22 protein-coding genes are annotated in these 26272 nt (G+C 60.6%); 10 read left to right on the top strand and 12 right to left on the bottom strand.

Translation table 11 applies throughout. From position 1 onward, the window contains the following. Nucleotides 1–126 precede the first annotated feature (126 nt). Both hslU and hslV read right to left on the bottom strand, forming a co-directional pair. Entirely contained in the window at nucleotides 127–1434 is a 1308-nt protein-coding gene (hslU, locus tag A3OQ_RS0105090) for an ATP-dependent protease ATPase subunit HslU (protein ID WP_020174286.1), read from the bottom strand. A 25-nt stretch (nucleotides 1435–1459) separates the two neighbouring features. Continuing rightward, nucleotides 1460–2089, bottom strand: coding sequence for an ATP-dependent protease subunit HslV (hslV, locus tag A3OQ_RS0105085; protein WP_020174285.1), 630 nt, complete (start codon nucleotides 2087–2089; stop codon nucleotides 1460–1462). Between the two features lie 181 nt (nucleotides 2090–2270). Here hslV and hisB point away from each other — a divergent pair, with 181 nt between their 5' ends. The 7 genes from hisB to coaA all read left to right on the top strand — a co-directional run bounded on the left by hisB (nucleotide 2271) and on the right by coaA (nucleotide 7059). Beyond that, the gene (hisB, locus tag A3OQ_RS0105080; protein ID WP_020174284.1) at nucleotides 2271–2858 is read left to right on the top strand and encodes an imidazoleglycerol-phosphate dehydratase HisB; all 588 of its coding nucleotides are present in this window, start codon (nucleotides 2271–2273) and stop codon (nucleotides 2856–2858) included. A 204-nt stretch (nucleotides 2859–3062) separates the two neighbouring features. Then, on the top strand, nucleotides 3063–3524 hold the full coding sequence (locus tag A3OQ_RS0105075) for a DUF2628 domain-containing protein (RefSeq protein WP_020174283.1): 462 nt from the start codon (nucleotides 3063–3065) through the stop codon (nucleotides 3522–3524). Then, nucleotides 3521–4171, top strand: a complete 651-nt coding sequence (hisH, locus tag A3OQ_RS0105070; protein ID WP_020174282.1) for an imidazole glycerol phosphate synthase subunit HisH — start codon at nucleotides 3521–3523, stop codon at nucleotides 4169–4171. The genes A3OQ_RS0105075 and hisH overlap by 4 nt, the downstream gene beginning before the upstream one ends. Further along, entirely contained in the window at nucleotides 4168–4914 is a 747-nt protein-coding gene (gene hisA / locus A3OQ_RS0105065; RefSeq protein ID WP_026595513.1) for a 1-(5-phosphoribosyl)-5-[(5-phosphoribosylamino)methylideneamino]imidazole-4-carboxamide isomerase, read from the top strand. Before hisH ends, hisA begins: the two co-directional genes overlap by 4 nt. Continuing rightward, nucleotides 4907–5692 (top strand): imidazole glycerol phosphate synthase subunit HisF, encoded by a 786-nt coding sequence (hisF, locus tag A3OQ_RS0105060; RefSeq protein ID WP_026595512.1) that lies wholly within the window; start codon nucleotides 4907–4909, stop codon nucleotides 5690–5692. Before hisA ends, hisF begins: the two co-directional genes overlap by 8 nt. 3 nt (nucleotides 5693–5695) lie before the next feature. Then, complete coding sequence (locus A3OQ_RS0105055) at nucleotides 5696–6025, top strand: phosphoribosyl-ATP diphosphatase (RefSeq protein WP_020174279.1); 330 nt, start codon at nucleotides 5696–5698, stop codon at nucleotides 6023–6025. A gap of 71 nt (nucleotides 6026–6096) precedes the next feature. Then, entirely contained in the window at nucleotides 6097–7059 is a 963-nt protein-coding gene (gene coaA, locus A3OQ_RS0105050) for a type I pantothenate kinase (protein WP_040580604.1), read from the top strand. A gap of 522 nt (nucleotides 7060–7581) precedes the next feature. Here the strand turns inward: coaA and A3OQ_RS0105040 are convergent. The 5 genes from A3OQ_RS0105040 to A3OQ_RS0105020 all read right to left on the bottom strand — a co-directional run bounded on the left by A3OQ_RS0105040 (nucleotide 7582) and on the right by A3OQ_RS0105020 (nucleotide 11361). Beyond that, complete coding sequence (locus A3OQ_RS0105040) at nucleotides 7582–7881, bottom strand: HigA family addiction module antitoxin (protein ID WP_020174276.1); 300 nt, start codon at nucleotides 7879–7881, stop codon at nucleotides 7582–7584. A 9-nt stretch (nucleotides 7882–7890) separates the two neighbouring features. After that, nucleotides 7891–8172, bottom strand: a complete 282-nt coding sequence (locus A3OQ_RS0105035) for a type II toxin-antitoxin system RelE/ParE family toxin (protein ID WP_020174275.1) — start codon at nucleotides 8170–8172, stop codon at nucleotides 7891–7893. Nucleotides 8173–8234: 62 nt separating this feature from the next. Further along, the gene (locus A3OQ_RS0105030; protein WP_026595510.1) at nucleotides 8235–9203 is read right to left on the bottom strand and encodes an Hsp33 family molecular chaperone; all 969 of its coding nucleotides are present in this window, start codon (nucleotides 9201–9203) and stop codon (nucleotides 8235–8237) included. Further along, nucleotides 9200–10159 (bottom strand): ornithine carbamoyltransferase, encoded by a 960-nt coding sequence (gene argF, locus A3OQ_RS0105025; protein ID WP_020174273.1) that lies wholly within the window; start codon nucleotides 10157–10159, stop codon nucleotides 9200–9202. Before argF ends, A3OQ_RS0105030 begins: the two co-directional genes overlap by 4 nt. Continuing rightward, the gene (locus tag A3OQ_RS0105020; protein ID WP_026595509.1) at nucleotides 10156–11361 is read right to left on the bottom strand and encodes an aspartate aminotransferase family protein; all 1206 of its coding nucleotides are present in this window, start codon (nucleotides 11359–11361) and stop codon (nucleotides 10156–10158) included. Before A3OQ_RS0105020 ends, argF begins: the two co-directional genes overlap by 4 nt. 698 nt (nucleotides 11362–12059) lie before the next feature. Here A3OQ_RS0105020 and A3OQ_RS0105015 point away from each other — a divergent pair. Further along, the gene (locus tag A3OQ_RS0105015) at nucleotides 12060–12599 is read left to right on the top strand and encodes a GcrA family cell cycle regulator (RefSeq protein WP_020174271.1); all 540 of its coding nucleotides are present in this window, start codon (nucleotides 12060–12062) and stop codon (nucleotides 12597–12599) included. A 69-nt stretch (nucleotides 12600–12668) separates the two neighbouring features. On the opposite strand, the gene phoU is transcribed toward A3OQ_RS0105015, so the two are convergent. From phoU to A3OQ_RS21340, 5 genes are all read right to left on the bottom strand, one after another. Beyond that, nucleotides 12669–13373, bottom strand: a complete 705-nt coding sequence (gene phoU / locus A3OQ_RS0105010; RefSeq protein ID WP_026595508.1) for a phosphate signaling complex protein PhoU — start codon at nucleotides 13371–13373, stop codon at nucleotides 12669–12671. A gap of 22 nt (nucleotides 13374–13395) precedes the next feature. Next, nucleotides 13396–14172 (bottom strand): phosphate ABC transporter ATP-binding protein PstB, encoded by a 777-nt coding sequence (gene pstB / locus A3OQ_RS0105005; RefSeq protein WP_020174269.1) that lies wholly within the window; start codon nucleotides 14170–14172, stop codon nucleotides 13396–13398. A 307-nt stretch (nucleotides 14173–14479) separates the two neighbouring features. Further along, nucleotides 14480–15538, bottom strand: a complete 1059-nt coding sequence (locus A3OQ_RS0105000; protein WP_020174268.1) for an ATP-binding protein — start codon at nucleotides 15536–15538, stop codon at nucleotides 14480–14482. Nucleotides 15539–15625: 87 nt separating this feature from the next. Beyond that, complete coding sequence (locus A3OQ_RS0104995) at nucleotides 15626–16591, bottom strand: lysylphosphatidylglycerol synthase domain-containing protein (RefSeq protein ID WP_244427096.1); 966 nt, start codon at nucleotides 16589–16591, stop codon at nucleotides 15626–15628. A gap of 490 nt (nucleotides 16592–17081) precedes the next feature. Further along, nucleotides 17082–18542 carry a peptidoglycan-binding domain-containing protein gene (locus tag A3OQ_RS21340; protein WP_020174266.1) on the bottom strand — a complete coding sequence of 487 codons (1461 nt, stop codon included), beginning with the start codon at nucleotides 18540–18542 and terminating at the stop codon, nucleotides 17082–17084. A 190-nt stretch (nucleotides 18543–18732) separates the two neighbouring features. Between A3OQ_RS21340 and A3OQ_RS0104985 the strand changes: the two genes are divergently transcribed. Then, nucleotides 18733–23961 carry an alpha-2-macroglobulin family protein gene (locus A3OQ_RS0104985; protein ID WP_020174265.1) on the top strand — a complete coding sequence of 1743 codons (5229 nt, stop codon included), beginning with the start codon at nucleotides 18733–18735 and terminating at the stop codon, nucleotides 23959–23961. Further along, a complete protein-coding gene (gene pbpC / locus A3OQ_RS0104980; RefSeq protein WP_020174264.1) occupies nucleotides 23958–26120 on the top strand; it encodes a penicillin-binding protein 1C in 2163 nt (720 codons plus the stop codon). The genes A3OQ_RS0104985 and pbpC overlap by 4 nt, the downstream gene beginning before the upstream one ends. Nucleotides 26121–26272: the final 152 nt, after the last annotated feature.

Raw genomic sequence — 26272 nt, 5'->3', positions numbered from 1 at the left:
TATCGCGGCCTCCTCAGGATGAGGGCTCAGTTTCAGCGCACCTATTGTCCTCATCCTGAGGAGCTGGCGAAGCCAGCGTCTCGAAGGACGAGGACAATCGTTAATGTTGCAAAACGAACGGCCGCTTCACAAAATAAACCGGCTCAAATCCGCGTTCTTGGCGAGATCGCCGACATTCTTTTCGACATAGGCCGCGTCGATCGTAACCGTCTGGCCGGATTTGTCCGGCGCGGTGAAGCTCACTTCGTCCAAGACACGCTCCATCACGGTTTGCAACCGCCGCGCGCCGATATTCTCGACCGTGGAATTCACCTGGACCGCGATGCGCGCGATCGCCTTGATCGCCTCGGGATCGAAATTGAGCTCGACGCCCTCGGTTTGCAGCAGAGCCTCATATTGCTTGATGAGGCTTGCCTCCGTTTCGGTGAGGATGCGGCGGAAATCATCCTCGTTCAAAGGCTGAAGCTCGACGCGGATCGGCAGGCGGCCTTGCAACTCGGGCAAGAGATCCGACGGCTTCGACACATGAAAAGCGCCCGACGCTATAAACAGAATATGATCGGTTTTCACCGCGCCATGTTTGGTCGCAACCGTCGTGCCTTCGATCAAAGGCAGAAGATCGCGCTGCACGCCTTCGCGCGAAACGTCGGCGCCGCCGCGCCCCTCGCGCGCGCAGATCTTGTCGATCTCGTCCAGGAAGACGATCCCATTGTTCTCGACCTCGCGCAGCGCCTCCTGCACGATCTGATCCTGATCGATCAGCTTGTCGCTTTCTTCGTGGATCAGAGGCTCGTAGGCATCCTTTACCGTCGTGCGGCGTATAGTCTGCCGGCTGCCCATGGATTTGCCGAAAATATCGCCGAGCGAGATCGTGCCGACCGAAGCGCCCGGCATATTGGGCAGATCGAACATCGGCAGCGAAGGGCTTGGCTGGGACACCTCGATTTCGATTTCCTTATCGTTCATCTCGCCGGCGCGGAGTTTCTTGCGGAAGGCGTCGCGCGTCGTCTGCGAGGCATTGGCACCGACGAGCGCGTTCAAGACACGCTCTTCCGCAGCCTGTTCGGCCCGCGCGCGCAGGGTCTTGCGCTTTTCCTCCTTGACCATGGCAAGCGCCGTCTCGACGAGATCGCGGATGATCTGTTCGACATCGCGCCCGACATAGCCGACTTCGGTGAATTTGGTGGCTTCGACCTTTAGGAAAGGCGCGCCCGCGAGCTTCGCCAGACGCCGCGCGATTTCGGTCTTGCCGCAGCCGGTGGGGCCGATCATCAAGATGTTTTTCGGCAGGACTTCTTCCCGCATCGTGCCTTCGAGACGCAGCCGCCGCCAGCGATTGCGCAAGGCAATGGCGACAGCGCGCTTGGCCGCGTTCTGCCCGACGATGAAACGATCGAGTTCGGAGACGATCTCGCGCGGAGAAAAATCGGTCATGGATGAGCTTTCGGTCGCGCCACTATTATGGTTCGATGGTTTCGATGACCACATTGCGGTTGGTATAGACGCAGATTTCTGAGGCGATTTCGAGCGAACGGCGAGCGATCGCCTCCGCATCGAGATCCATTGGCATAAGGGCGCGAGCGGCAGCCAAGGCATAATTGCCGCCGGAGCCGATCCCCATCACGCTGCCGCCGTCTGTGCCTTCGGGTTCGAGCACATCGCCCGTGCCGGTCAAGACCAAGCCGACGTCCTTGTCGGCAACGAGCATCATGGCCTCGAGCCGGCGCAAATAGCGGTCGGTCCGCCAATCCTTGGCAAGTTCGACGCAGGCGCGGGTGAGTTGCCCCGGATATTGCTCCAGCTTGCTTTCGAGCCGCTCGAAGAGCGTGAAGGCATCGGCCGTCGCGCCGGCGAAACCGCCGATGACGTCGCCCTTGGCAAGCCGCCGCACTTTTTTGGCATTGCCCTTCACGATCGTTTGTCCGATCGAAACTTGGCCATCGCCGCCGATCACGGTACGGCCGCCCTTGCGAACCATGATGATCGTCGTCGCATGCCAGCTCTCGCGGCCGGGCGTTTGGTCCTGCAATCGGAACTCCCAAGGAAACAGACTATATAAAAGGACATTTCGGCAGGGCAGCGTCACCATATCCTTGCTCGACGCCTCCCATCTATGGAGAAGGCCACGCCGATGCAAGACCGGGCTTGGAAGAGACGGAAAGCAAAAATCTTTAGATTTCGTGGCTAGTTTAAGCCTAAAACCCCCTCAGGGTGGTCAAGCAAGGCCTAACTTGCTAGAAGCCGCCGAATGAAAGCGACCTCAAAAACCCATGCGTAAAGCCGAAATCTCCCGCAAAACGAAAGAAACCGAGATCGACGTCGCCGTTAATCTCGACGGCAGCGGCGCGGCCAAAATCTCGACGGGCATCGGCTTTTTCGACCATATGCTGGAACAACTCGCCAAACATTCCCTGATCGATATGGCGATTTCAGCCAAGGGCGACCTGCATATCGATTATCATCATACCGTCGAGGACACGGGCATCGCGCTCGGCCAAGCCGTAAAAAAGGCTTTGGGCGACATGCGCGGCATCACCCGCTTCGCCGATGTGCTCCTGCCGATGGACGAGACCTTGACCCGCGTCGCCGTCGATGTCTCGGGGCGGCCTTATCTCGTGTTCCGGACGACCTTCGACCGGCCGAAGATCGGCGAATTCGATACGGATCTCGTGCGCGAGTTCTTTCAGGCCTTTTCGACCCATGTCGGCATGAATCTGCATATCGAGACCCTTTACGGCGTCAATGCACACCATATTTCGGAATCTTCGTTCAAGGGTCTGGCCAGGGCGCTGCGCGTGGCCCTGCAAGTGGACGAGCGGGCGAAGGGCGAGATTCCATCGACCAAGGGCACGTTGTAATCGGCGCTTTGGGCTGGGCAAGAAAACGTGAAACGCCCTCGCCCTTCGAGGCTCGCCATGCGTTGCTTTGCAACGATGGCTCACACCTCAGGGTGAGGGCTTTGGCTTGATCGTCGGGGCCCTCATCCTGAGGAGCCGCGAAGCGGTGTCTCGAAGGACGAGGGCCTGAACAGCGGATTAGCGCAACAAGCGTAGAGTTGATCAATGACCGTCTATACTGTTCATGCGCAAGGCCAGGATGTGCAAGACGCGGCTTTCGTGCCGGAGGGCTTCTCCTGGGGCGCCTTTATCTTCGCGCCGCTTTGGCTCTTGTGGCATCGGCTCTGGCTGCCTCTCCTCGCGTGGTGCGCGGCCATGGCGATCCTCTTTGCCGTGCCTCTGGGGCTTTCGTTTTTCGCGAAGGAATTCGCCGCGTTTCTGATCGCGCTTCTCTGCGGCTTCGAAGGCCAGCAATGGCGCCGGCAAAAGCTGACGAGCGAGGGCAAAGCTCTGACCGATATCGTCAGCGGTGACACGCGGGACGACGCGGAAATTCATTTCTTCCATCGCTGGCAGGAAGCCGCATCGCCATCGCCCGTGCCGCCGCCGCTTCCTCCGCGCGCGCCACAGGCCTCGGCCGCCGAGACGGCCTTCGGCCTTTTTCCGGAACCGGAGACTCGCCCTTGAGCCTTGCCATCGTCGATTACGGGTCCGGAAACCTGCATTCCGCGCATAAGGCACTTGAACGCGCGGCAGGCGAGGCCGGCTTCAGAGGCGAGATCAAAGTGACCTCGAAGCCTGACGATATTTTATCGGCCGAGCGGATCGTCCTGCCGGGCGTCGGCGCCTTCGCCGATTGCCGCCGCGGGCTTGAGTCCGTGCCGGGATTGCTCGATGCCTTGACGCAAGCCGTGCATGAAAAGGCGCGGCCCTTCTTGGGTATTTGCGTCGGCATGCAGCTCATGGCCGAGCGCGGCCTCGAACATGAAACGACGCAAGGCTTGGGATGGATCGAAGGCGAAGTCGCGGCCCTGGAGCCCGCCGATCCTCAGCTTAAGATCCCGCATATGGGCTGGAATACGCTCGATGTCGCGATCGCGCATCCGCTGCTCGAAGGCATCCCGACCGGGCGCGACGGATGGCACGCCTATTTCGTCCATTCCTACGGGTTTCGCTCCGTGCCGGGCGCCTCGATGATCGCCGCCACCGATTACGGCGGCCCGGTCACAGCCATGGTCGGCCAGGACAATATGGCCGGCACGCAATTTCATCCCGAGAAGAGCCAAAACCTTGGTCTGGCGCTACTCGCCAATTTTCTGAGGTGGAAGCCGTGATCCTTTTTCCGGCGATCGATCTCAAGGAAGGTCAATGCGTGCGCCTCGTTCAGGGCGACATGCAGGCTGCGACCGTGTTCAACGCCGATCCGGCGGCGCAGGCGCAAAGCTTCGAGCGCCAAGGTTTCACGCATCTTCATGTGGTCGATCTCGACGGCGCCTTCGCCGGCAAACCGATGAATGCGCAAGCCGTCGAAGGCATATTGGCGAAAGTCAAAATGCCGGTGCAGCTTGGCGGCGGCATCCGCGATCTTTCGACCATCGAAGCCTGGCTCGGCAAAGGCGTCTCGCGCGTCATCATCGGGACGGCGGCCGTGCGCGATCCGGATTTCGTCCGCGCCGCGGCGAAAGCCCATCCGGGCCGCGTCGCGGTCGGCATCGACGCGCGCGATGGCTATGTGGCCGTCGAAGGCTGGGCCAAAACGTCGGAACTCTCCGCCGCCGATCTCGGCAAGCGGTTCGAGGATGCCGGCGTCGCGGCGGTGATCTATACCGACATCGCCCGCGACGGCGTGCTGAAGGGTCTCAACATCGAAGCCACCCTGGCATTGGCCGATGCGATTGCGATTCCGGTGATCGCCTCGGGCGGGCTCGCCTCGTTAGCGGACATCGAGCGGCTGATTCAGCCCGATTGCGCCAAGCTCGCAGGCGCAATCACCGGCCGGGCGCTCTATGATGGACGGATCGATCCCGGCGAAGCTCTGGCTCTGCTGCGCGGCGCGCGGGAGGCATCGCTTGCTTAAGTCGCGCATCATCCCCTGCCTCGACGTGAAGGATGGCCGCGTCGTCAAGGGCATTAATTTCCTCGACCTGCGCGATGCCGGCGATCCGGTCGAATGCGCCATCGCCTATGATGCGGCGGGCGCCGACGAACTTTGCTTTCTCGACATTACGGCGAGCCATGAAGATCGCGGCATCATGCTCGATGTCGTGCGCCGCACGGCGGAAGCCTGTTTCATGCCGCTCACCGTCGGCGGCGGCGTCAGGGTTCTCGACGATATCCGCAAGCTGTTGCTGGCAGGTGCCGACAAGGTCTCGATCAATACGGCGGCCGTCTCCGATCGCGCTTTCGTGAAGGCCGCGGCGGAGAAATTCGGCAATCAATGCATTGTCGTCGCCATAGATGCGAAGGCCACGGCCCCAGGCAAATGGGAGATCTTCACCCATGGCGGCCGTAAGCCTACCGGCATCGACGCGATCCAATATGCCCGCGAAGTGGTTGCGCTCGGCGCGGGCGAACTGCTTTTGACCTCGATGGACCGCGACGGCACCAAGAGCGGCTTCGACCTCGCGCTAACCCGCGCCGTGACCGATGCGGTCTCGGTGCCCGTCATCGCGTCCGGCGGTGTCGGCACGCTCGCTCATCTCGTCGAAGGCATCCGGGAAGGCGGCGCAACCGCCGTGCTCGCCGCCTCGATCTTCCACTTCGGCACATTTTCAATCGGCGAGGCGAAGCATTATATGGCCGAGCATGGTGTCGCGATCCGGTTGGATACGCCCTCCAATAAGCCAGTGGGATAGGCGATGACCACCTTCACTTTGACGGATCTTGCCGCGATCATCAGTGCACGCGCAGGTGCGGCGGCTGCATCCTCCTATACGAAGTCCCTTCTGGAGGCGGGTCCCGCGCGGGTCGCAAAGAAACTCGGCGAAGAGGCCGTCGAAACGGTCATCGCGGCTGTCCAAAGTGATAGGGCGGCACTCATTTGCGAAAGCGCCGATCTCCTCTATCATCTGCTCGTGCTTTTCCAGGCGAGCGGAATCTCCATGCAAGAGGTTTTGGCCGAACTCGAGCGGCGGACGCAGCAATCGGGGCATGAGGAAAAGGCCGCCCGCACGACGGCCGGCGTTTAGAGCTGAGTGACGCCGGAAGACGCGGCGGAAAGGATGAGATGAGCACCAACACATTGGTGATCGACGAATTCATGGAAAAACAGGCCGAGCTCGGCCCGGCGCTTCCGTCACCCTATCATCGCTTCAGCCGCCATGAATGGGCGGCTTTGCGCGCCGACACGCCGCTCACCTTGACGATGGAAGATCTGGCGCGGCTGCAATCGATCGACGATCCGATTTCGCTCGAAGAAGTCATCGCGATCTACCTGCCGCTGTCGCGTCTTCTCGCGCTTTACGTCGCAGCCACGCAAGGGCTCTTCAAAGCGACCCAGCGCTTCCTCGATGCGGAAGACGGCAAGGTGCCTTATATCATTGGCGTCGGCGGCTCTGTCGCCGCTGGCAAATCGACTTTGTCGCGCGTGATGCAGGCGCTTTTGTCGCGCTGGCACAATACGCCCAAGGTCGAGCTCGTGACGACGGACGGCTTTCTCCATGACAATGCCTTTCTCCAGCGCGAAGGCTTGATGGACAAGAAAGGCTTTCCGGAGAGCTATGACGGCGCCGAGCTTTTGCACTTTCTGTCGAACATCAAAGCCGGCCAGCGCCACGTCCCCGCGCCGGTCTATTCGCATCTGACTTACGACATCGTGCCGGGCGAGAGCGTTGCCGTCGACCGGCCGGATATTCTCATCGTCGAGGGGCTCAACGTGCTCTTGCCGAACCGGGCGATGAAGGACGGCCGCGCCATCCCCTTCGTCTCGGATTTCTTCGATTTTTCGATCTATCTTCATGCCGAGGAAGACGATCTCGAAAAATGGTACGTGTCGCGTTTCATGCGGCTGCGGCAGACGGCGTTCCGCGATCCGCGCTCCTATTTCCGGAAATATGCGGAGCTGAGCGATACAGAGGCCGAGGCCGTCGCGCGCTCGATCTGGCAGCGCATCAATCTCGCCAATCTGCGCGAGAACATCTTGCCGACACGGCCGCGCGCCGATCTCATCCTCACCAAGGGTCCGAGCCACCGCATCGAGCAGGTGGAGCTGCGGAAGCTTTAGGTGTTAGTTGTTACGACGCATGAATTCTATGCATCCATTTAAGTTGTCGCGGAGCCGGATCGCGGCTTCCAGGTCAAAACTGATGTAGTTTGTTGGGCTGCCCTCCGGTCCCGCATAACTATCCGCTTTCATGGCAACCGATATATAAGTAGCCGTGTCATCAAGTGATCTTTTGACTCTCCATTCGAAAAAAGAACTAGAGTATATGCCGTGCTCTCTTGGAGTATGGAAAATGACCTCGCCCAGCGCGGCATTTAGACCTTTAGAGCGAGCGAAAAGATTTTTAAATGATGTCCACATAACAACTCATTTACGATCGATGCAATAATTTGGTTTTGTAAAATAAGGATTTGTCTCATCGACTTATGCGATCATTAGGCTAAATCGCGATGACCACTCATCGAAATCCTTCGGATCGAACTCCGGAAGGTCGAGCAGAATTCGCAGGTGACGCCGATCTTGCCATTGTCGCCGATCATATCGCGGCGCTCGATAGCATCGGATGGACGAGTTTCTGGTCCATCAATCGGCGATATCGATCGGTTCGATCTCTTCGATTTTCTCGCCGATCTCACGTTTGGCAACCTGCACTTCGTAAAGAGATTGCAGGTTCATCCAGAATTCGGGAGACGTCCGGAAAAACTTAGCAAGCCTTAAAGCCGTATCACCGCTGAGGCCTTTTTCTTCATTCACGATGCGTTCGATGCGGGTCCTGGGCACGCCGCAAGCCTTGGCGACTTTTCCGGCGGTGAGACCGTAAGGCAGGATGAATTCCTCGCGAAGAATTTCGCCCGGGTGGAGGGGCGGCAGTTGCTTGGTCATGGCATCATCCTAATGGTAATCGGTAATTTCGATGTCGTTGGCGCCCTTGTCCGTCCAGCAGAAGCAGATGCGGTATTGATCGTTGATCCAAATCGCCCATTGCCCTGACCTGTCACCGACCAAGGGATGAAGTTTATTTCCTGGCGGCGCTTTCAAGTCTTCGAGAAAAGCGGCGGCTTTCACGATGGCAAGTTTCCGTCGAGCGACTTTGAGAATTGAAGCCGGAAATCCCTTCGGACACCTGCCGTCAAGAATTTCATCAAGCTGCTTGCCTTTGAAAATCGCCGACATGAACTTCCCTACAGGAAATAATGTATCATGATATGATACATTATCAAGGGAAGATTAAGCTCTCACCCCTCGTCGAAATCCTTCGGATCGAACTCCCGGAAGGTCGAGCAGAATTCGCAGGTGACGCCGATCTTGCCATTGTCGCCGATCATGTCGCGGCGCTCCTGGGCTGAAAAATTCCGCAGCATATTGGCAATGCCGTCGCGCGAACAACGACACGAGTCCCGCACTTCTTGCGGTTCGAAGACTTTGACGCCACGCTCATGGAACAGGCGATAGAGCAGGCGTTCGCTCGACAATGTCGGATCGACAAGCTCATGATCCTCGATGGTCGAGGCGAGCAATTTGGCCTCCGTCCAGGCATCGTCTTCTTCCTGGGCGGGCGGCGCGGTGCCGGCCGGCGCATCGCCTGGATCGAGATCGATCTGGCGCTGCCGCTCGGGCGAGGTCGGCAAGAACTGCACCATCAACCCGCCGGCGCGCCAATTGGCGCCGGCGCCCGTCACGCTTTCGGCCACCGCGAGGCGCACGCGCGTCGGGATCTGTTCGGACTGGCGGAAATATTGATGCGCCGCTTCCTCCAACCCCTGCCCTTCGAGCGCCACGACGCCCTGATAGCGCGACATGTCATTGCCCTGATCGATCGTAAAGGCCAAATGGCCTTTGCCGAGAAGCTCGGTCTCGGCATCGATCTCGGCCAGCCGCTCGGAATCATAGCGCGCGAAAGCCCGTAGCCGATCGGGCGCATCGAAATCGACGACGAGCATGCCGATCAGCCCATCGCTGCGGGTCTGCAATTGAAAGCGGCCCTCCATTTTGAGCGAGGTGCCGAGCAGCACGGTCAAGGCCGCCGCTTCGCCGACGAGCCGCGCGACCGGCGGCGGATATTTATGCTGGCCCAAAATGTGATCGACCGCGGGCCCAAGCCGTACGACACGGCCGCGCACGTCGAGCGGTTCGACCGAAAAGGGCAAAACGACATCGTCGAGTCCGCGATCCGAGACCGGGCGGGAAGGTTCGGAACCGCTCATGCGCCGCTCGCCCCCAAACACCAGGCAAGAATGCCCTTTTGCGCATGCAGCCGGTTTTCCGCCTCGTCGAAGACAACGGATTGCGGTCCATCGATCACTTCATCGGTGACTTCTTCGCCGCGATGCGCCGGCAGACAATGCATGAAGATCGCGTCCTTGGCGGCGGCGGCCATGAGTTTCGCGTTCACCTGATAGGGCGCGAGAAGATTATGCCGAAAAGTTTCATCCTCGTCGCCCATCGAAACCCAGCAATCCGAAATCACCGCATCGGCACGGCGCACCGCCTCGAAGGGATCGCGCGTGACATTCAAACGCGTTTTTGAACGCTTCGCCCATTCGACCAGTTCCGCCGGCATGGCGAGTTCGGCGGGCGTTGCGACATTGATCTCGAAGTCGAACCGCTGCGCTGCGTGAACCCAACTTGCGAGCACGTTATTGGCATCGCCCGTCCAGGCGACGGTGCGGCCCTTGATTGGACCGCGATGTTCCTCGAAGGTGAGCACGTCGGCCATCACCTGGCAGGGATGCGTCTTCTTGGTGAGGCCATTGATGACGGGGATGCTCGCGTGATCGGCCAATTCCTGCATGTCCGTATGGCTCAGGATGCGGATGACGACCGCGTCGACGAAACGCGAGAGAACGCGCGCCGTATCGGCGATGGTCTCGCCGCGTCCGAGCTGCATCTCCTGCCCTGTCAGCATGATCGTCTCGCCGCCCAATTCGCGCATGCCGACGTCGAAGGAGACGCGCGTCCGCGTCGACGGCTTGTCGAATATCATCGCAAGCATCTTGCCTGCCAGCGGGCGCTCAGCCGCGATCTGACCCTTGCGGCGGCCTGCCTTGATGCGAGCCGCAGCATCGAGAATATGCCGCAGATCGGGGGCCGGTATCTCCGAAAGATCGAGGAAATGGCGGGCCGTCGCCGTGCCGTTCAGGCCGGAATGAGATGCCGTCATAGCGCGGCTCTCTTCTGCGCGAGGCCCATTTCGGCCTCGAGCCGCAGGCAGGTTGCATCCAATCGCCGGATCGCTTCCGCGATCTCGTCTTCCGTGATGATCAGCGGCGGCAAGAGGCGCGCGACATTGTCGGCCGCCGGAATGACCAGAATTTTCTCCTGGCGGGCGGCGGCGACAAAATTTGCGACGGGCCCATGCAAAGCGAGCCCAAGCATCAAACCAAGCCCGCGCACATCTGCGATCACGTCGGGATGGGCGTCCTGGAGCTCGGCCAGACGCTGCTTGAGCAAAAGCCCCATCGCCTTCACATGATCGAGAAAGCCGGGTCCAAGCACGATATCGAGCACGGCCATGCCGACGGTGGTTGCGAGCGGATTGCCGCCATAAGTCGTGCCATGCGTGCCGACCTGCATGCCTTTGCCGGCGTCTCGCGTGGTCAAAAAGGCACCGAGCGGGAAACCGCCGCCGAGCCCTTTGGCAATGGCCATGATGTCCGGCACGACACCGTAATGCTCGTAGGAAAACAGCGTGCCGACGCGCCCGACGCCCGTTTGCACTTCGTCGAAGATCAAGAGCAACCCGTGTTCGTCGCAGAGCTGGCGCATCGTTTCGAGGAATTCGCGCGTCGCCATGCGAATGCCGCCCTCGCCCTGAATGGGCTCGACGAGGATTGCCCCCGTATGCGGCCCGACGGCGGCCTTCAGAGCCTCGATATCATTCAACGGGATTTGAACGAAGCCTTCGAGCTTGGGACCGAAACCTTCGAGATATTTGGGATTGCCGCCGGCAGCGATCGTCGCCAGCGTACGGCCATGAAAGGCGCCTTCGCAGGTGATGATCTCAAACTTTTCAGGATGACCGCTCGCCGATTGAAATTTGCGCGCGGTCTTCAGCGCGCCTTCGACGGCTTCGGCGCCCGAATTCGTAAAGAAGACGAGATCGGCGAAGGTCACTTCGGTCAGGCGTTTGGCCAGCCGCTCGGCTTCTGGGATCTCGAAGAGGTTCGAGGTATGCCAGAGCTTTTGCGCTTGACGGGTCAGAGCTTCGACAAGCGCCGGATTGGCATGGCCGAGCGAGGCCACGGCAATGCCCGCGCCAAAATCGAGGAAACGCTCGCCTTTGGTCGAGATGAGCCATGCGCCCTCACCGCGCTCGAAAGCGAGATCCGCACGCGCATAGGTCGGAAGCAGCGACGAGCCCACATTCTCCTCCAAGTGTCGACGCAGTCCTCAAAAATCAAACTGCCGCCCCACAGGGGACGGCAATGGCAAGAAAAGCCATTCTAGGAAGCCTCGCCGTTTCGGTCAATTCCGGACTATTTCGAAGCCTTGCGCCCCCTGGCGCGCCTGCGCATCAACGCGGAGGGCTTGTCTTATATAAGCATCAGCTCATTCCGCATCGGTCCGCGTGTCAACAAGCTTGGCTGATCTCTCAACAAACCAGCCGATCCTAAGATCACTATTGCTCACGTACCAATCAAATGACCTTCGCCGCAACATCAATGCACAAGGCATGAGTCATATAGCTATCGCATACCCAAAAATGATTCCGTTTTGTTCACGTTTGAAACGTTTGGTCTGTGGCTTTTGTGCAAGCTCCTGTTGAAAACACGGGTCTCGTCATCGTGACTCTTGCGCGTGATTCAAGTGCTAGTGTAGCCTCCTTTTTGTCGGCTACGACATCTCGTGCGGCGATTTACCTTTGAAGCGTGTGCGTTTAAACGACACCGGTTTCCGGTGCTGCGGTACGCATTGGATTCCTCAAAGTCTTCGCCACAGGCGGTGGTACAGGTTCAAGCGTTATCGAGTGGGATCAAGTCATGCGTGGCTCGATTTTACTGAAGGCCGGATGCCTCAGCTGCGCACGAACCATGCGGCGGCCAGTTCGAAGGAGGACATGAATGTCCTGGACGGATGAACGAGTTGAGCTCCTGCGGAAGCTCTGGCTCGAAGGATTAAGCGCCAGCCAGATTGCTGGTGAACTTGCGAATGGGATCACGCGCAACGCCGTCATCGGCAAGGTTCATCGCCTCGGTCTTTCCGGACGCGTCAAAGCGCAGGCGGCACCCAGTACCAGAGTGAGGCTGAAACAGCCGCAACGCCCGATGATGACGCGGTCCAGCGGCGGTCCGGTCATCCGGGGCAATACGGCCTTGGCGATGAAAGCGGAGCCATTCGAATATCTGGCACCGAAGCCGATCGAAAACATCGTCATTCCGATGACCGAGCGTGTCACGATCATGGAATTGAAGGAATCCATGTGCCGCTGGCCGCATGGCGATCCGACAAGCGCGGAGTTCCGCTATTGCGGGGCGCACAAAACAACCGCGTCCGAAGGGCCCTATTGCGCCTATCACACGCGCATGGCCTATCAGCCCGTGCAGGAACGCCGCCGCGAACGTGAGCGCGAAAGGCGAATGCAGAATTCGGCGGAAGGGTAACCACACAAGAAAGGCGAATGCATTTGAAGCATTCGCCTTCTTGATAAATGCGCTCGCCGGCCGCGCGCCTTAAGCCGATTGCGGTGCCAGGACCTGGCCGCCTTTCGGCCGATCCATCGGCAAGGCCTCACCCGTCACCAGATAAACGACGGTTTCCGCTATATTGGTCGAATGATCGCCGATCCGCTCGATGTTCTTCGAGCAGAATAAAAGATGCGCACAAAACGAAATGTTGCGCGGATCTTCCATCATGAAGGTGAGAAGATCGCGGAAGACGGAATCTTCCAGGGCATCGAGCTGCATGTCGCGCGTCCAGACGCTGCGGGCGCGTTCGACATCGCGCTGTGCATAGGCGTCGAGAACATCCTTCAAAAGCATGGCCGCGGTTTCATACATTGTTTTGAGGCCGACGATCGCGCGCGGAATGCGCGGCTCGGCCGCGATTTTCAGGGTCCGCTTTGCGATGTTCTTTGCGAGGTCACCGACGCGCTCAAGATCGCCCGAGACCCTGATGGCGGCAACAATCTCGCGCAAATCGACGGCCATCGGCTGGCGCCGCGCGATCGTCAAAATGGCCTGCTCTTCGATATCGCGTTGCAGAATATCGAGGCGCGGGTCGGCGGCGACCGTTCTCTCGGCAAGATCGAGATCGAAATTCGCAAGCGCGTCCATGGCATCTGACGCCATTTTCTCGGCGATACCGCCCATTTCGGCGATCTTGCGGCCGAGAACTTCGAGTTCCTTGTCGTAGGCTCTGACGGTGTGGTCGGACATAGAATGATCCTCGAAGGCGCTGTCAGCCAAACCGGCCGGTGATATAATTTTGTGTTTGAGGCTTTTCCGGCTGCGTGAAAATCCGCGACGTGTCGCCATATTCGACCAATTCGCCGAGATACATGAATGCCGTAAACTCGGAGACTCGCGCCGCCTGCTGCATATTATGCGTCACGATGACGATCGTGTAAGCTTCCTTGAGCTCATCGATCAATTCTTCGATCTTCGCGGTGGATATCGGATCTAGCGCCGAGCAGGGCTCGTCGAACAGGATGACTTCCGGATGAATGGCGATAGTACGCGCAATGCAAAGCCTTTGCTGCTGGCCACCCGACAAGGACAAGCCGCTCGTATGAAGCTTGCCCGAAACTTCGTCCCATAAAGCAGCGCCCTTCAAGGCCGCTTCGATGCGATCGTCGAGTTCCTTCTTCGGCACCTTCTCGTAAAGTTTGATGCCGAAGGCGATGTTATCATAGATCGTCATCGGAAAGGGGGTCGGTTTCTGGAACACCATGCCGACCCGCGCCCGCAGCATATTGAGATCCTGGTCGGGCTTGAGAATATTGACGCCATCGAGAAGGACTTCGCCTTCCGCGCGCTGCCTCGGATAGAGATCATACATCCGGTTCAAGACGCGCAGCAGCGTCGACTTCCCGCAGCCGGAAGGACCGATCAAAGCCGTCACCTTATGGGCGTGGAACGGCAGGTTGACGGATTTCAGGGCAAGCGTGTCGCCATAAAAGAAATTGAGATCCTTGATCGACATCTTCAGGGTCAAGCCAGAGCTCGTCTCATTCATGACCGCATCCTTTGCGTGGGATTATCATCTTGCCTGATGAGGCGATCGTTGGTTCTGGCTTTGAGACGCACTCTGGACCTTTCCGATGATATGGCGATGACCTAGGGCATGTCATGGAAAAACTGAATAGTTTTTCCGCTCGTCTGAATTAAGACCCCCGATGCTGGATCGGCGTTAGTCTATGTCAATTGGCATGAACGAGGGTTTGATTAAACATCTCCCTTCTCGACTGTCCTAATCTGACGACAGGCAGATAACATCTATATGACGTTATGATGAATCTTTCGCCAGCCCGCAATGCAAGGCCTCAGCGCGGATGAAGCGGAAGAGCGACGCTGAAGGTGGCGCCTTCGCCGAGTTTTGACTCGATATTCAAGCGGCCCCGATGGCGCGCGATAATATGCTTGACGATCGCGAGGCCAAGACCCGTTCCGCCCTTCGCCCGGCTCTGCCCGGCATCGACACGATAGAAGCGTTCGGTCAGACGCGGCAGATGTTCCGGCGCGATGCCCGGACCGTGGTCGCGGACCATCAACAAGCCCTCGCCTTTCGGCGCCAGAACCGAAATATCGACGCTCTTATCGGCATTGGTGGGATATGAGGCCCCATATTTGATCGCGTTCTCGACGAGATTTTCCGCCACGCGCAGCAATTCGTCACGATCGCCCGCGACGATGACCGGCGCGGAAGCGTCCAATTTCAAAGCCACTTCATTTTCCCGCGCCAGGGGCCCAAGCGTATCGACGATATGGCGGCATACGGCCGTCAGATCGACCGCCTCCTGCGGCCGCAGATGCAAATTCTGCTCGATCCGCGACAAGGACAAAAGATCGTCGACGAGGCGCGACATGCGCTGCGCCTGCTCGCGCATGATGATCAGAAATTTGGTGCGGGCTTGCGCGTCCTCCCGCGCCGGCCCCATCAAGGTCTCGACGAAGCCGAGCAGAGATGCGAGCGGCGTGCGCAATTCATGGCTGGCATTGGCGACGAAATCGGCGCGCATCCGTTCGATGCGCCGCGTTTCGCTCAAGTCGCGCAATGTGAGAACGAGCGTCGGCTTGATATCGGCGCCGGCGAGCGGCGCGACATTGACCTCGAAGACGCGTTCGACCGGCACGCGTTCAAGCCAGGTCACCCGCTCCGACCGGCCAGTCGAACGCACGCGTCCAAGGGAATCGAGCACGTCCGGAGAGCGCAGGCTCCGGGCCAGGAGATCGCCGGGGCGCAGCGTCGGAAACAGCGTATGCGCCGGCTCGTTGAACAGGAGAACCCGGTCATCGGCGGCGATGACCAGGACGGCTTCGGGCAGAGCCTCGATGAGACCGCCGACCAGCTTGAGCGTGTTGAAATCGCGTTTTTGATCCATCGGGCCTAGTATACCCGATGTGTCAGAAATGCGATCCATGCAATCGCAGCCGGTGATTTACGTTATAAAACTGTCATCAACACGGTTTCATTCGATCTCGTCGAATTTCCCGTTTTCGCTGCGGATCATCGCCTCGCGGAGACTCTTCCAACGCCGGAAGGCTTCATGCGCCCCGATAAAGGCGAGCGCGAGAACGAAGGGAATGAGATAGTAGATCACTCGGAAGAGAAGCAGCGAGGCGAGAAGCTCCGCCTCGGACGTCACCGGCACGACCTTGATCATGGCCGCCTCGAAAACGCCGATTCCGCCCGGCGCATTGCTGGCGATGCCAAGGACGCAAGCAAAGACATAGGTCGCCGCGAAAGTGAAAAAATCGAGCAGCCGATGCGACGGCAGCAAGACGTAAAGCACGCCCGCCGCCGAACAAAGATCGATGACGCCCAAAACGATCTGGCCAAGACTGACGCCAAGCCCCGGCAGTTCCAGGCGCAAGCCTTGAATGCGCGTGCGGCGGTGTCCGATGGAGACCCAAACGAGATAGACGAGCAGCGCCGCGATCACGCCGAAGCCGATCAGCCGGTTGGCCGTCGGATCGAGATGATTGAGCGTGCTGATCGTATGCCCCTCTATCGCCAGGGCGACGCCGATCACCAGGGCCATGCCGAGCCAGAAGGTAACGCCCGCGATGACGGTGAGGCTCGCGACCTTGCTCGCCGTAAGGCCCGCTTGCGAATAGATCCAATAGCGAACTGTGCCTGCCGTGATGAGCGGAAAGCCCAAGGTGAAGGAGATGGCATAGCTCGTAAACGAGGCCAGAGCCGTCGTCCGGTAAGGCACGCGCAAACGCAATTGCCGCAGAGCCAAGCCGTCATAGCCCGTCAAAGCCAGGAAGGAGAGAGCCGTCAACAGAAAGGCCGAGGTGATCTGCTCGCCGCTCGTGGCAGCGATGGCGCCGCGCAAGGCGTTGATATCCACGCCGGCCAGGGTGCGCGTCAAAACGAAGAGCGAGAGCCCCGCGATCACGAGGCTCAGCGCGATGCCAAGTTTTTTCAAAAGGCCTTCACGACGCGTGGCGGTCTTCCTTTTGCTCGTTAAATCCGGGGATATCGGCTTTGGATGATTGTCCTGAAGCGTTGCTGCTGGCTGAGATGCGGACGTATCAGGACCGGTCCCAATCTTACGTCCTTTGATCAAAGCGCGGTTTTCAACTAAGGCGCGTTTGGCAGTTCTGCGCGAAAGCCGTGTCAAATTCGAATCCTGCAAGTCGTTTTGGCGGGTGGCTTTGGATTGACCCAACTCGGGCCTGCCCGCGTCGGGCTTTCGAAAGGTTTAAGTCAGGCAAGCCTTGACTTGAACCCATCCAAAATCATCGTGATCTATGAACGGGCAAGACTCGATCTCCCGATCGGTTGCACCCGCGCTATTCCGGCGGGTTATGCGGCGTGACGGTGACAAGGGCAAGAGCCAGCTCTGATTTTGTCCCTGCCGCGCCGCGCAGCAGGCTTTTGCACCCAAAAACGCTCTCAATTTGACCAGCAGAGGGTCAATGTGGGCAATAGATGGGAACCATGGCTGGCCGCCCCATAGCCACAATTTCGCCCGCTGTGCGGGGGTCGGCGTGCTCTGCCGGCTTTGGCCGCGCATCGCCGAGAAAACTCGCAAGTTTGGAAGCCGGAAGCGCCGCCCGGTTCATCTGCGGCAAGACGCCGGCAATCGGCTTGCCCGGACTTGCCTCAACGGGGACGAGGCCGGCCAGCGCCCCACTGCGATCGAATATGGCAGCGCCCGCCACAGGGCTTTGCAGCGGTGCCAGAAGACGCCAGGCGCTTGTCGCGTCGGCCTTATGAAAATCGCCCGAGGCGCCGGTCAATTCATCGGCATTGCTATGCGGCACGAAAGACAAGATCACCACTTGCGCCGGACTCGCAGGATCGGTGACGCGCAAGGGAAGGCTCGCTGCCGGAGCACCCGGAAGGGACAGCAGAGTCAAGCCGTCCGCATCATCCTGCTTCGCGACTTTGGCCTTTTTCGTGCCGACCAGCGGCTCACTGCATGTTTTGGGCAGGCTTGTCAGGATCAGGCCGGGAGCAATGGCGATGCCGCTTGCCGTCAAAACAGGTTTTGCCGCCCCGTTCTCAACATTGGGTACGGCAGGATTGGCCGCCGCAGGCGCGCTTGGACTCGCGTTTGGGCTCGCATTCGGACCGGCAGTTGGAGCAGGCGCGGTTGCCGCCGCCTCGGGGAAAGCCACGAAGGAATTGGCGATCGCGATCGAGACCGGATCGAGGCGCGCTTTCGCGCTCGCCGGATAGGTGATGGTGAACCCCGCAAGGCCGCGTTCGCCGCGCGTCATCCGCGTATAGAAGGTGTTGGCGCCCGCCTCGCCCGTGACGACGAAGAAATCCGGTCGCAGCACTTTATAGGTCACCTTGCGGCCCGGCGCGTCGGCGATCGCCACATTGAAGCTATCCTGTAACGGAACGGCGCCCGCGATATGCGTGGTCTCGACGGAAAAGCTCTCATCCGCGCTGCTGTAGCGCGTGCCCGAAGCCAAAGGCTTTGCCTTGGTCAGAAGTTTCTGCGGCAGCCCGATGCGGACGCCTGCGCGTTCATCCGCCTTGACGCTGAAATTCACCGCGTCCTTCGCCTTGATGGCGGCCGCGGCGAGCGCGGCACGCCCTTTGGCGTCCAACGTGCCATCGGCCGGAAATTTGTTGCGGGCAGCGAAAGCCGCGATGGCATCGCGCGTGCCTTTACCGAATTTACCGTCAGCTATGCCCTTATAATCGCCCGTCCAGATCAGTCCGTCCTGGATCGCCACGCGATCGGCCTCGGGGAGAGCCTCGAACGCACGTTTGGCCGCGTCCTGCGCCGGATCGACGAGGGGCGCCGCCGGGCTTGGTGCCGCCGCTGTCTGCGCATAGGCGGGCGTCATGGCGGCAAGGCCGCCGGCACAAAGGCCGAACGCCAGGGCGGATCGAAACAATTTTAAGCGCAAAGGCATGCCATGTCTCCAAGCGCATGGGAGCGGTCCCGCGCTTAATTAGAAAATGATCTATTTTGACGAAACTAATGTCACTACAAAGTGCATGATGACACAGAGCGGACGTAATTTGCAGGATCATAGTTGGATCGATTGCTTAATCACGTTGCTGCAAATAATTGGCCGCAATAATTGCCCCGAGGAGAGGACAATGCGCAAGCTGATCTTTATTTATCTGATGTTTGCGTTAGCCTGTTTTTCCAGCGCGGCATTTTTTTCAAATAGTGCCTATGCGCAAAAGGCCTTCACCAACGACGATCTCGCCAGCGACGCGATCCGTCTCGAAGATCAGGTCAAGAAGGACGCGGGCGCGCTCGCTGCGAAAACGCCCGATCAATTGCGCAAGGATACGCAAGCGGCGGTCGCTCGCAAGGACTGGACGGCCGCCAGCAAAATCTATGCGGCGATCCTCGTGCCGAACGTCAAGGATGGGCAAGCATGGCTCACCTATTCGCACGCCCTGCTCGGGATGAACGATTCCTACACTTGGAGCCTGAATGCGACGACGGCGGCCTATATCGCCTATCAGCGGGCCGCGACGAAACAAGATGAGGCAACCGCGCTCGCCTGGCTTGGCGAAGTCTATGCCCGGCGCGAACTGTGGCGGCCGTCGCTGAACGCCTACCATGCCAGCCTCGATCTCGTCGACTTGCCCGGCGTGCGCAAGACCTATGAGCAAGAGCGCGAGAAATACGGCTTCCGGATTCTCGATTATAAGGTCGACAACGAATCCGCTGCGCCCCGCGCGTGTTTCCAGTTCTCCGATCCGCTTGCACGCGGCAAGGTCGATTTCGCGCCTTACATCGCGGTCTCCGGTGCCTCCAATGCCGCGATTACGACGGAAGACCAGCAGCTTTGCGTCGAAGGCCTGAAACATGGCGAGCATTATGCCGTCGTGCTGCGCCAGGGGCTGCCTTCCGCCGTCGGCGAAAATCTTTTGAAATCGGCGGATTATGAAATCTACGTGCGGGATCGTTCGCCGCAGGTTCATTTCACCGGCAAGAATTACGTTTTGCCGCGCGTCGGCCAAGAGGGCATTCCGGTCGTTTCCGTCAATACGCAGAAGGTGCAAGTCGATGTGCTGCGCGTCGGCGACCGCAATCTTTTGCCAACCGTGCGCTCCGACGATTTCCTCGGACAAATGTCCTCCTATCGCATCAAGCGCTATATCGACGAGGACGGCGTCAAGATCTGGTCCGGCACACTCGAGACGAAATCGGCGCTGAACCAGGATGTGACGACCGCGTTTCCGGTGCTCGAAGCCGTCGGCAAGCTCGAACCCGGCATTTATATCATGGCGGCGAAGCCCGCCGACGGGCAGCCGATCGCCAGCGATGACGATGAGGTCGGCGGCGGCTCTACCGCGACGCAATGGTTCGTCGTTTCCGATCTCGGCCTGACCGCTTTCAGCGGCACGGACGGCGTGCATGTCTTCGTGCGCTCGCTCGCGAGTGCCGCGCCGCTCGATCAGATCGAGTTGCGGCTGATTGCCCGCAACAATGAAGTGCTCGCCACCAAATCGACCGGCGGCGACGGCCATGTGCGCTTCGACCCGGGTCTGTCGCGCGGCACCGGCGGCCTTGCGCCGAACCTCGTCGTCGCGCAGGACGGCAAAGGCGATTACGGGTTTCTCGATCTGGGCCAGACGCCGTTCGATCTGACCGATCGCGGAGTCAAGGGCCGCGTCGCGCCAAGCGCTCTCGACGCAGAGGTTTTCACCGAACGCGGCGTCTATCGCGCCGGCGAAACGGTTTACACCACCATGCTGCTGCGCGATGCCAAGGGCGTCGCCGCGACGGGCCTGCCTTTGACCTTCGTCGTCAAGCGGCCGGACGGCGTCGAATATAGACGCACGCAGGTCGAAGATCAGGGCGCGGGCGGGCGCAGCTATGCGCTGGCGCTGTTGTCGGATGCCTCGACCGGCACCTGGCATATCAATGTCTATGCCGACCCGAAGCAGCAGGCGATCGGCGAGACGAGCTTCCTTGTCGAAGATTACGTGCCCGAGCGCCTCGATTTCACGGTGACCGCCGCGGCCGAAGCCGTGCGCGCGAACGAGCCGGTCGAGATCGCGGCGCAAACCCGCTACCTCTACGGCGCGCCCGGCGCCAATCTCGAAATTTCCGGCGAGGTGCAGGTTCACGCGACGGATACGTCGGGACTGCCGGCCTTGAAAGGCTATGAGGTCGGGCTCGCCGACGAGACCTTCGAGAATGTGAACAACGATATCGAAGAGCCGGCGACGACGGATGCCAAGGGCAATGCCAAATTATCCGTGCCGATCCCAGACGTCACGGCCTCGCGGCCGCTCGAAGCCAAGATCATTCTGCGCGCCGGCGAGCCAGGAGGCCGCGCGGTCGAGCGCGTGCTCACCCTGCCGATTCTGCCGAAAGGCGGGTTGATCGGCGTTAAAAAGAATTTCGACAGCCTCGGCGAAGGTGCGATCGCGACATTCGACGTGATCGCCGTCGGCGCCGACGGTCATCGCGCCATGCGCAAAGGCGTTACCTGGTCGCTCTATAAGGTCAACAATGATTATCAATGGTATAATCAGGACGGCCGCTGGGGCTTCGAGCGGGTCAAATCCTCGAAGCGCGTCGCACAAGGCAAGATCGATCTCGCAACCGATGCGGCGGCGAAGATTTCATCGCCCGTCGCGCTCGGCCAATATAGGCTCGATGTCGCAAGCGACGCGGGCACGGATGCGCCAACGAGCGTGAGCTTTTACGTTGGCTGGTCGGGCGATGCCTCGGCCGATACGCCCGATCTTCTCGACGTCACGATCGACAAGACAAATTATAAGCCGGGCGAAGATTTGAAGCTCAATATCGCCTCGCGCTTCGCCGGCAAGGCGACGGTCGCGATCCTCAGCGAGAAGCTCGAATATCTGACCACATTCGATCTTCAGACCGGCGACAATCACGCGACGATCCCCGTCGGCAAGGATTGGGGAACCGGCGCCTATGTCGTGGCGCTGGCGCATCGCCCGCTCGACAAGGCTGCAAACCGCATGCCGGGCCGTGCGCTTGGGCTAGCCTGGTTCGGCCTCGACGAGGAGGGACATAAGATCGGTGTGACGCTCGCAGCTCCCGAAAAGGTGACGCCGCGCGGGCCTCTAACCATTCCCATCGAACTCAAGGGTCTCGCATCCGGCGAAGAGGCTTATGTGACTCTCGCCGCCGTCGATATCGGCATATTGAATCTCACCCATTACGAGACGCCGGACCCTTACGCCTATTTCGACGGCCAGAAGCAATTGTCCGCGGAGATCCGCGATCTTTACGGACTTCTGATCGACGGCATGCAAGGCACGCGCGGCGCCATCCGCTCCGGCGGCGACGGCGCGGGCGCGATGGAAGGCAATCGCCCCACGCAGGAGCCGTTGGCGCGCTATTCCGGCGTCGTCAAGGTCGGGGCCGACGGCAAGGCGCAGATCACCTTCGATCTGCCAGCCTTCAACGGATCGGTTCGGTTGATGGCCGCCGCCTGGTCGAAGGGCAAGGTCGGCAATGCCAGCATGGATGTGATCGTCCGCGATAATGTCGTGATGCAGGCGACCGTGCCGCGCTTCCTCGCGCTCGGCGACCGCTCGCAGTTCCATCTGCAGCTCGACAATGTCGAAGGCAAGCCAGGCGATTACACGCTCGATCTCGATCTGCATGGACCGCTGACGATCGCCGCCGATTCTTTGCACAAGACCATCAAGCTCGACGCGGGTGCGCGGGCCTCCGTCGCGATCCCGGTGACGGCGGCGGGCGTCGGCGAGGCCTCCGTCGATGTGAGGCTGACGGGCCCCGGCCTCGACGCGCCGCAGACCCTTGCCTTCAATCTGGAGCCCGGCTCGTCGCGGCTCTATCGCCGCGAGGTCCGGACATTGGCTTCGGGCGCGAGCCTCAAGATCAGCGATGATCTCGTCGCCGATGTGGTGCCCGGCACCGGCGCGATCTCCGTCTCGGTCTCGCCTTTCGCGGGGCTCGACGTGCCGGCGCTGTTGCAGGAACTCGACCGCTATCCTTACGGCTGTTCGGAACAGACGGTCAGCCGCGCCATGCCGCTCCTCTATGTCAATAAGATCGCGAGCGCCGCGGCGCTGGCGCTCGACACCAGCATAGATGAGCGCATCCGCGACGCCATCCAGCGCGAATTGGCGCGGCAGGATTCGACCGGCGCCTTCGGCCTTTGGTCGGCCGATAGCGCCGAAGACATGTGGCTCAACGCCTATGTCACCGACTTCCTGACGCGGGCGCGGGAAAACAACTTCGCGGTACCGCAAAAGGCCTTCGATCTCGCACTCGAAAAGCTGCGCAATCACGTTGCCAATGCGACGACGATCGAAGCCGGTCAAAGCGCCTCGATCGCCTATGCAGCCTATGTGCTGGCGCGCAACGGGCGGCCGGTGATGGGCGATCTGCGTTATCTTGCCGATACGCAGCTCGATAAGTTCGACAGCCCCTTGGCCCGTGCGCAATTGGCCGCCGCCCTGGCGCTTTTGGGCGATCGCGGCCGCGCGCTCGCCGTCTTCACCAAGGCGAACGAGAGCCTAGCCTCCGCACGAGACATCGTCTATTCGCGCGAGGATTACGGCTCGCGGCTTCGCGACGGCGCGGGGCTCCTGGCGCTCGCCGTCGAGACCGGCGCGTCCGAAGCCGCCATCCATAATGCGTCGAACATTGTCGAGGCCGCGCGTGCAGCCTCGACCTATACGAGCACGCAGGAAAACGCCTGGATGGTGCTCGCCGCCGAAGCCTTGGCGAAAGAGGCCGATTCGATGGTGCTCTCGATCGACGGCGCACCGCATAAGGGCTCCTTCTACCAGACCTGGAAAGGCAACGCGCTCGACGGCAAAAGCGTCACGATCGGCAATAGTGGACAGGCGCCGGTGCGCCTTGTCTTGACGACTGCCGGCAATCCGTCCTCGCCGGAGCCTGCGGCCAGCCAAGGCTATCAGGTCGAGCGCGCCTATTATTCGCTGGCGGGCAAGAAAATCGATCCCGCCACGATCAAGCAGAACGACCGGCTCGTCGTGACCTTGAAGGTCACCGAGATGGAAGCGGCCTATGCGCGGCTTCTGCTCGTCGATCCTTTGCCCGCCGGCCTCGAAATCGACAATCCCGATCTGTTTCAAGGCGGTTCCATCGAGGCCCTGTCCTGGCTCAAGAAGGATGTCGAGCCGGTGCATACGGAATATCGCGACGATCGTTTCGTCGCGGCCTTCCAGCGCGACGGCGCGGACAAGGCGACTTTCTCGGTTGCTTATATCGTCCGCGCGGTGACGCCCGGCCATTACGTGCTGCCGCCCGCGACCATCGAAGACATGTACCGGCCGCAGAGATTCGGCCGCACCGCCTTCGGGTCCGTCGATATCGCGGAGACGAAATGACAGAAGGCCGCCAGACGACCGGGCGCCGCAAGATCGCTATCGCGATGCTTGCGGTGGCGGGCCTCGGGCTCGGCATTCCCGCGGCCGCGATCCATTATCGCCAGTCGATCGGACCGCTTGATCTCAGCGAAGCACAGCGCGGCTCCGTTGTCGTCGTCGATCGTGACGGCAAGCTTCTGCGCGCCTTCACGACGCAAGACGGCCGCTGGCGCCTGCCCGTCTTGGCGAAAGATGTCGATCCGCGCTTTCTATCCATGCTGCTGGCGTTTGAGGATAGGCGGTTCGAGACCCATCACGGCGTCGATTACAAAGCTCTCGGCCGCGCCGCCGTGCAATGGATGACGACGGGCCATATCGTGTCGGGCGGCTCGACACTCACCATGCAGGTGGCGCGGCTGCTGGCGCGGACTCAAAGCACGGCGGTTGAGCTCCCGCGTGACGACGACGCTAGTCCGAAGCCGCGCGACCGCGAGGAGCGTTCGCTCGCCGTCAAATTGCGCCAGATCGTTCGCGCCTTGGAGATCGAGCGGCACGCGACAAAGACCCAGGTGCTCGATGTCTATCTGGCGCTCGCACCCTATGGCGGCAATCTCGAAGGCATACGCGCCGCGAGCCTCGCCTATTTCGGCAAGGAGCCGAAGCGCTTGTCGGTTGCCGAAGCCGCATTGCTCGTCGCCTTACCGCAATCGCCCGAGACGCGGCGGCCGGATCATTTCGGCGAAGCGGCTCGCATTGCGCGCGACAAGGTTCTCGTCCGCGCGGCCGAGGCAGGCGTGATTACCAACGCCGAACAAGAGATGGCGAGCGCCGAGCCCGTACCGCAGCAAAGGCGCGCCTTTCCAGCCTTCGCGCCACACGCGAGCGAAGAGGCATTGCGTGGAGATCCTACGAGCCGCGTTATCAAGCTCACCCTCGATGCCAAGCTGCAAGCCTCTTTGGAAGGCCTCGCGCATGATGGCGCGGCACGGCTCGGGCCCAAATTATCGGCGGCGATCCTCGTCGTCGACAATGCGACGGGCGCGGTGCTCGCGCATGTCGGCGCCGCCGATTATCTCTCGCAGGATCGCGCTGGCGCCATCGACATGACGCAAGCCATGCGTTCGCCGGGCTCGGCGCTGAAGCCCTTCATCTATGCCTTGGCTTTCGAAAACGGCATCGCGCATCCGGAAACCATTCTGGACGACCGCCCGTCGCGTTATGGGCTTTATGCGCCGCAAAATTTCGATCTCTCCTATCAGGGCACGGTCACGGCGCGGCGCGCCTTGCAGCTTTCCTTGAACGTCCCTGCGATCGAGCTTCTCTCCGAAGTCGGCGCGCCGCAATTTCTCGCACGCCTGCGCAATGCCGGCGCGACCATCGCGCTTTCGCCCGATGCGGCGCCGGGATTGGCGGTCGGCCTTGGCGGGCTCGGCATTACATTGTCCGATCTCGCGCGGCTCTATGCCGGGCTCGCGCGCGGCGGCAGCGTGCCGGACCTGATCGAAAAATCGGACCAGATAAAAGGGCAGGATTTAGAGGACCATCGCATCGCAGAGCCGGTCGCTGCCTGGTATGTCGCCGATATTCTGCGCGGCGCCCCGCCGCCGCTCAACGCGCCTGCCGGACGCATCGCCTATAAGACCGGGACGTCTTACGGCTTTCGCGATGCTTTCGCAGTCGGCTTCGACAAGGCCTATACGATCGCGGTCTGGATCGGCCGGCCCGACAATGCGGCCGTGCCAGGTCTTGTCGGGCGGCAGGTCGCGGCACCCATCCTTTTCGACGCTTTCGCGCGGCTTGGCGACGATTATGAATTTCTCGCTGCACCGCGCAATGCCTTGATCACTACGACAAGCCTTTTGCCACCGCCTTTGCGGCATTTGCGCAAGGACGCGCCGAAAACATTCGCGGCGGCGGCGATGGCGCCCTTGAAGATCGCCTATCCGCCGGATGGCGCCAGAGTCGATCTCGGGCTGACCAAAGGCGACACTTCAACCGCTTTGGCTTTGAAGGCGCAAGGCGGGGTGCCACCCTTGACCTGGATCGTCAATGGCACGCCACTCGGCGCTGCCGATCTGCGCCGTCAATCCGCCTGGACGCCGGATGGCGCGGGCTTCGCGCGGGTTTCGGTCATCGATGCCAAGGGTGCATCGGACAGCGTGCTCGTACGGCTGGAATAGAATTAGCGCTGTGCGCTGACCCTCTCCCTGTGGGAGAGGGTGGCTGCGAAGCAGCCGGGTGAGGGGTTACAATCACACCATGAGGGGGCGTAACCCCCTCATCCGCCGAGCATTCGCTCGGCACCTTCTCCCACAGGGAGAAGGTTCGCGCA

The organism is Methyloferula stellata AR4 (assembly GCF_000385335.1).
Classification (GTDB): Bacteria; Pseudomonadota; Alphaproteobacteria; order Rhizobiales; family Beijerinckiaceae; genus Methyloferula; species Methyloferula stellata.
The sequence above is the reverse complement of the archived record's forward strand: the minus strand, read 5'-3'. Positions and strand labels throughout refer to the sequence as shown.

Bases quoted from the DNA above. Each gene is read 5' to 3' on its own strand.
- hslU (WP_020174286.1), bottom strand. From the start codon at position 1,434: ATGACCGATTTTTCTCCGCGCGAGATCGTCTCCGAACTCGATCGTTTC.
- hslV (WP_020174285.1), bottom strand. From the start codon at position 2,089: ATGGTGACGCTGCCCTGCCGAAATGTCCTTTTATATAGTCTGTTTCCT.
- hisB (WP_020174284.1), top strand. From the start codon at position 2,271: ATGCGTAAAGCCGAAATCTCCCGCAAAACGAAAGAAACCGAGATCGAC.
- A3OQ_RS0105075 (WP_020174283.1), top strand. From the start codon at position 3,063: ATGACCGTCTATACTGTTCATGCGCAAGGCCAGGATGTGCAAGACGCG.
- A3OQ_RS0105055 (WP_020174279.1), top strand. From the start codon at position 5,696: ATGACCACCTTCACTTTGACGGATCTTGCCGCGATCATCAGTGCACGC.
- coaA (WP_040580604.1), top strand. From the start codon at position 6,097: ATGGAAAAACAGGCCGAGCTCGGCCCGGCGCTTCCGTCACCCTATCAT.
- A3OQ_RS0105040 (WP_020174276.1), bottom strand. From the start codon at position 7,881: ATGACCAAGCAACTGCCGCCCCTCCACCCGGGCGAAATTCTTCGCGAG.
- A3OQ_RS0105035 (WP_020174275.1), bottom strand. From the start codon at position 8,172: ATGTCGGCGATTTTCAAAGGCAAGCAGCTTGATGAAATTCTTGACGGC.
- A3OQ_RS0105030 (WP_026595510.1), bottom strand. From the start codon at position 9,203: ATGAGCGGTTCCGAACCTTCCCGCCCGGTCTCGGATCGCGGACTCGAC.
- argF (WP_020174273.1), bottom strand. From the start codon at position 10,159: ATGACGGCATCTCATTCCGGCCTGAACGGCACGGCGACGGCCCGCCAT.
- A3OQ_RS0105015 (WP_020174271.1), top strand. From the start codon at position 12,060: ATGTCCTGGACGGATGAACGAGTTGAGCTCCTGCGGAAGCTCTGGCTC.
- phoU (WP_026595508.1), bottom strand. From the start codon at position 13,373: ATGTCCGACCACACCGTCAGAGCCTACGACAAGGAACTCGAAGTTCTC.
- pstB (WP_020174269.1), bottom strand. From the start codon at position 14,172: ATGAATGAGACGAGCTCTGGCTTGACCCTGAAGATGTCGATCAAGGAT.
- A3OQ_RS0105000 (WP_020174268.1), bottom strand. From the start codon at position 15,538: ATGGATCAAAAACGCGATTTCAACACGCTCAAGCTGGTCGGCGGTCTC.
- A3OQ_RS21340 (WP_020174266.1), bottom strand. From the start codon at position 18,542: ATGCCTTTGCGCTTAAAATTGTTTCGATCCGCCCTGGCGTTCGGCCTT.
- A3OQ_RS0104985 (WP_020174265.1), top strand. From the start codon at position 18,733: ATGCGCAAGCTGATCTTTATTTATCTGATGTTTGCGTTAGCCTGTTTT.
- pbpC (WP_020174264.1), top strand. From the start codon at position 23,958: ATGACAGAAGGCCGCCAGACGACCGGGCGCCGCAAGATCGCTATCGCG.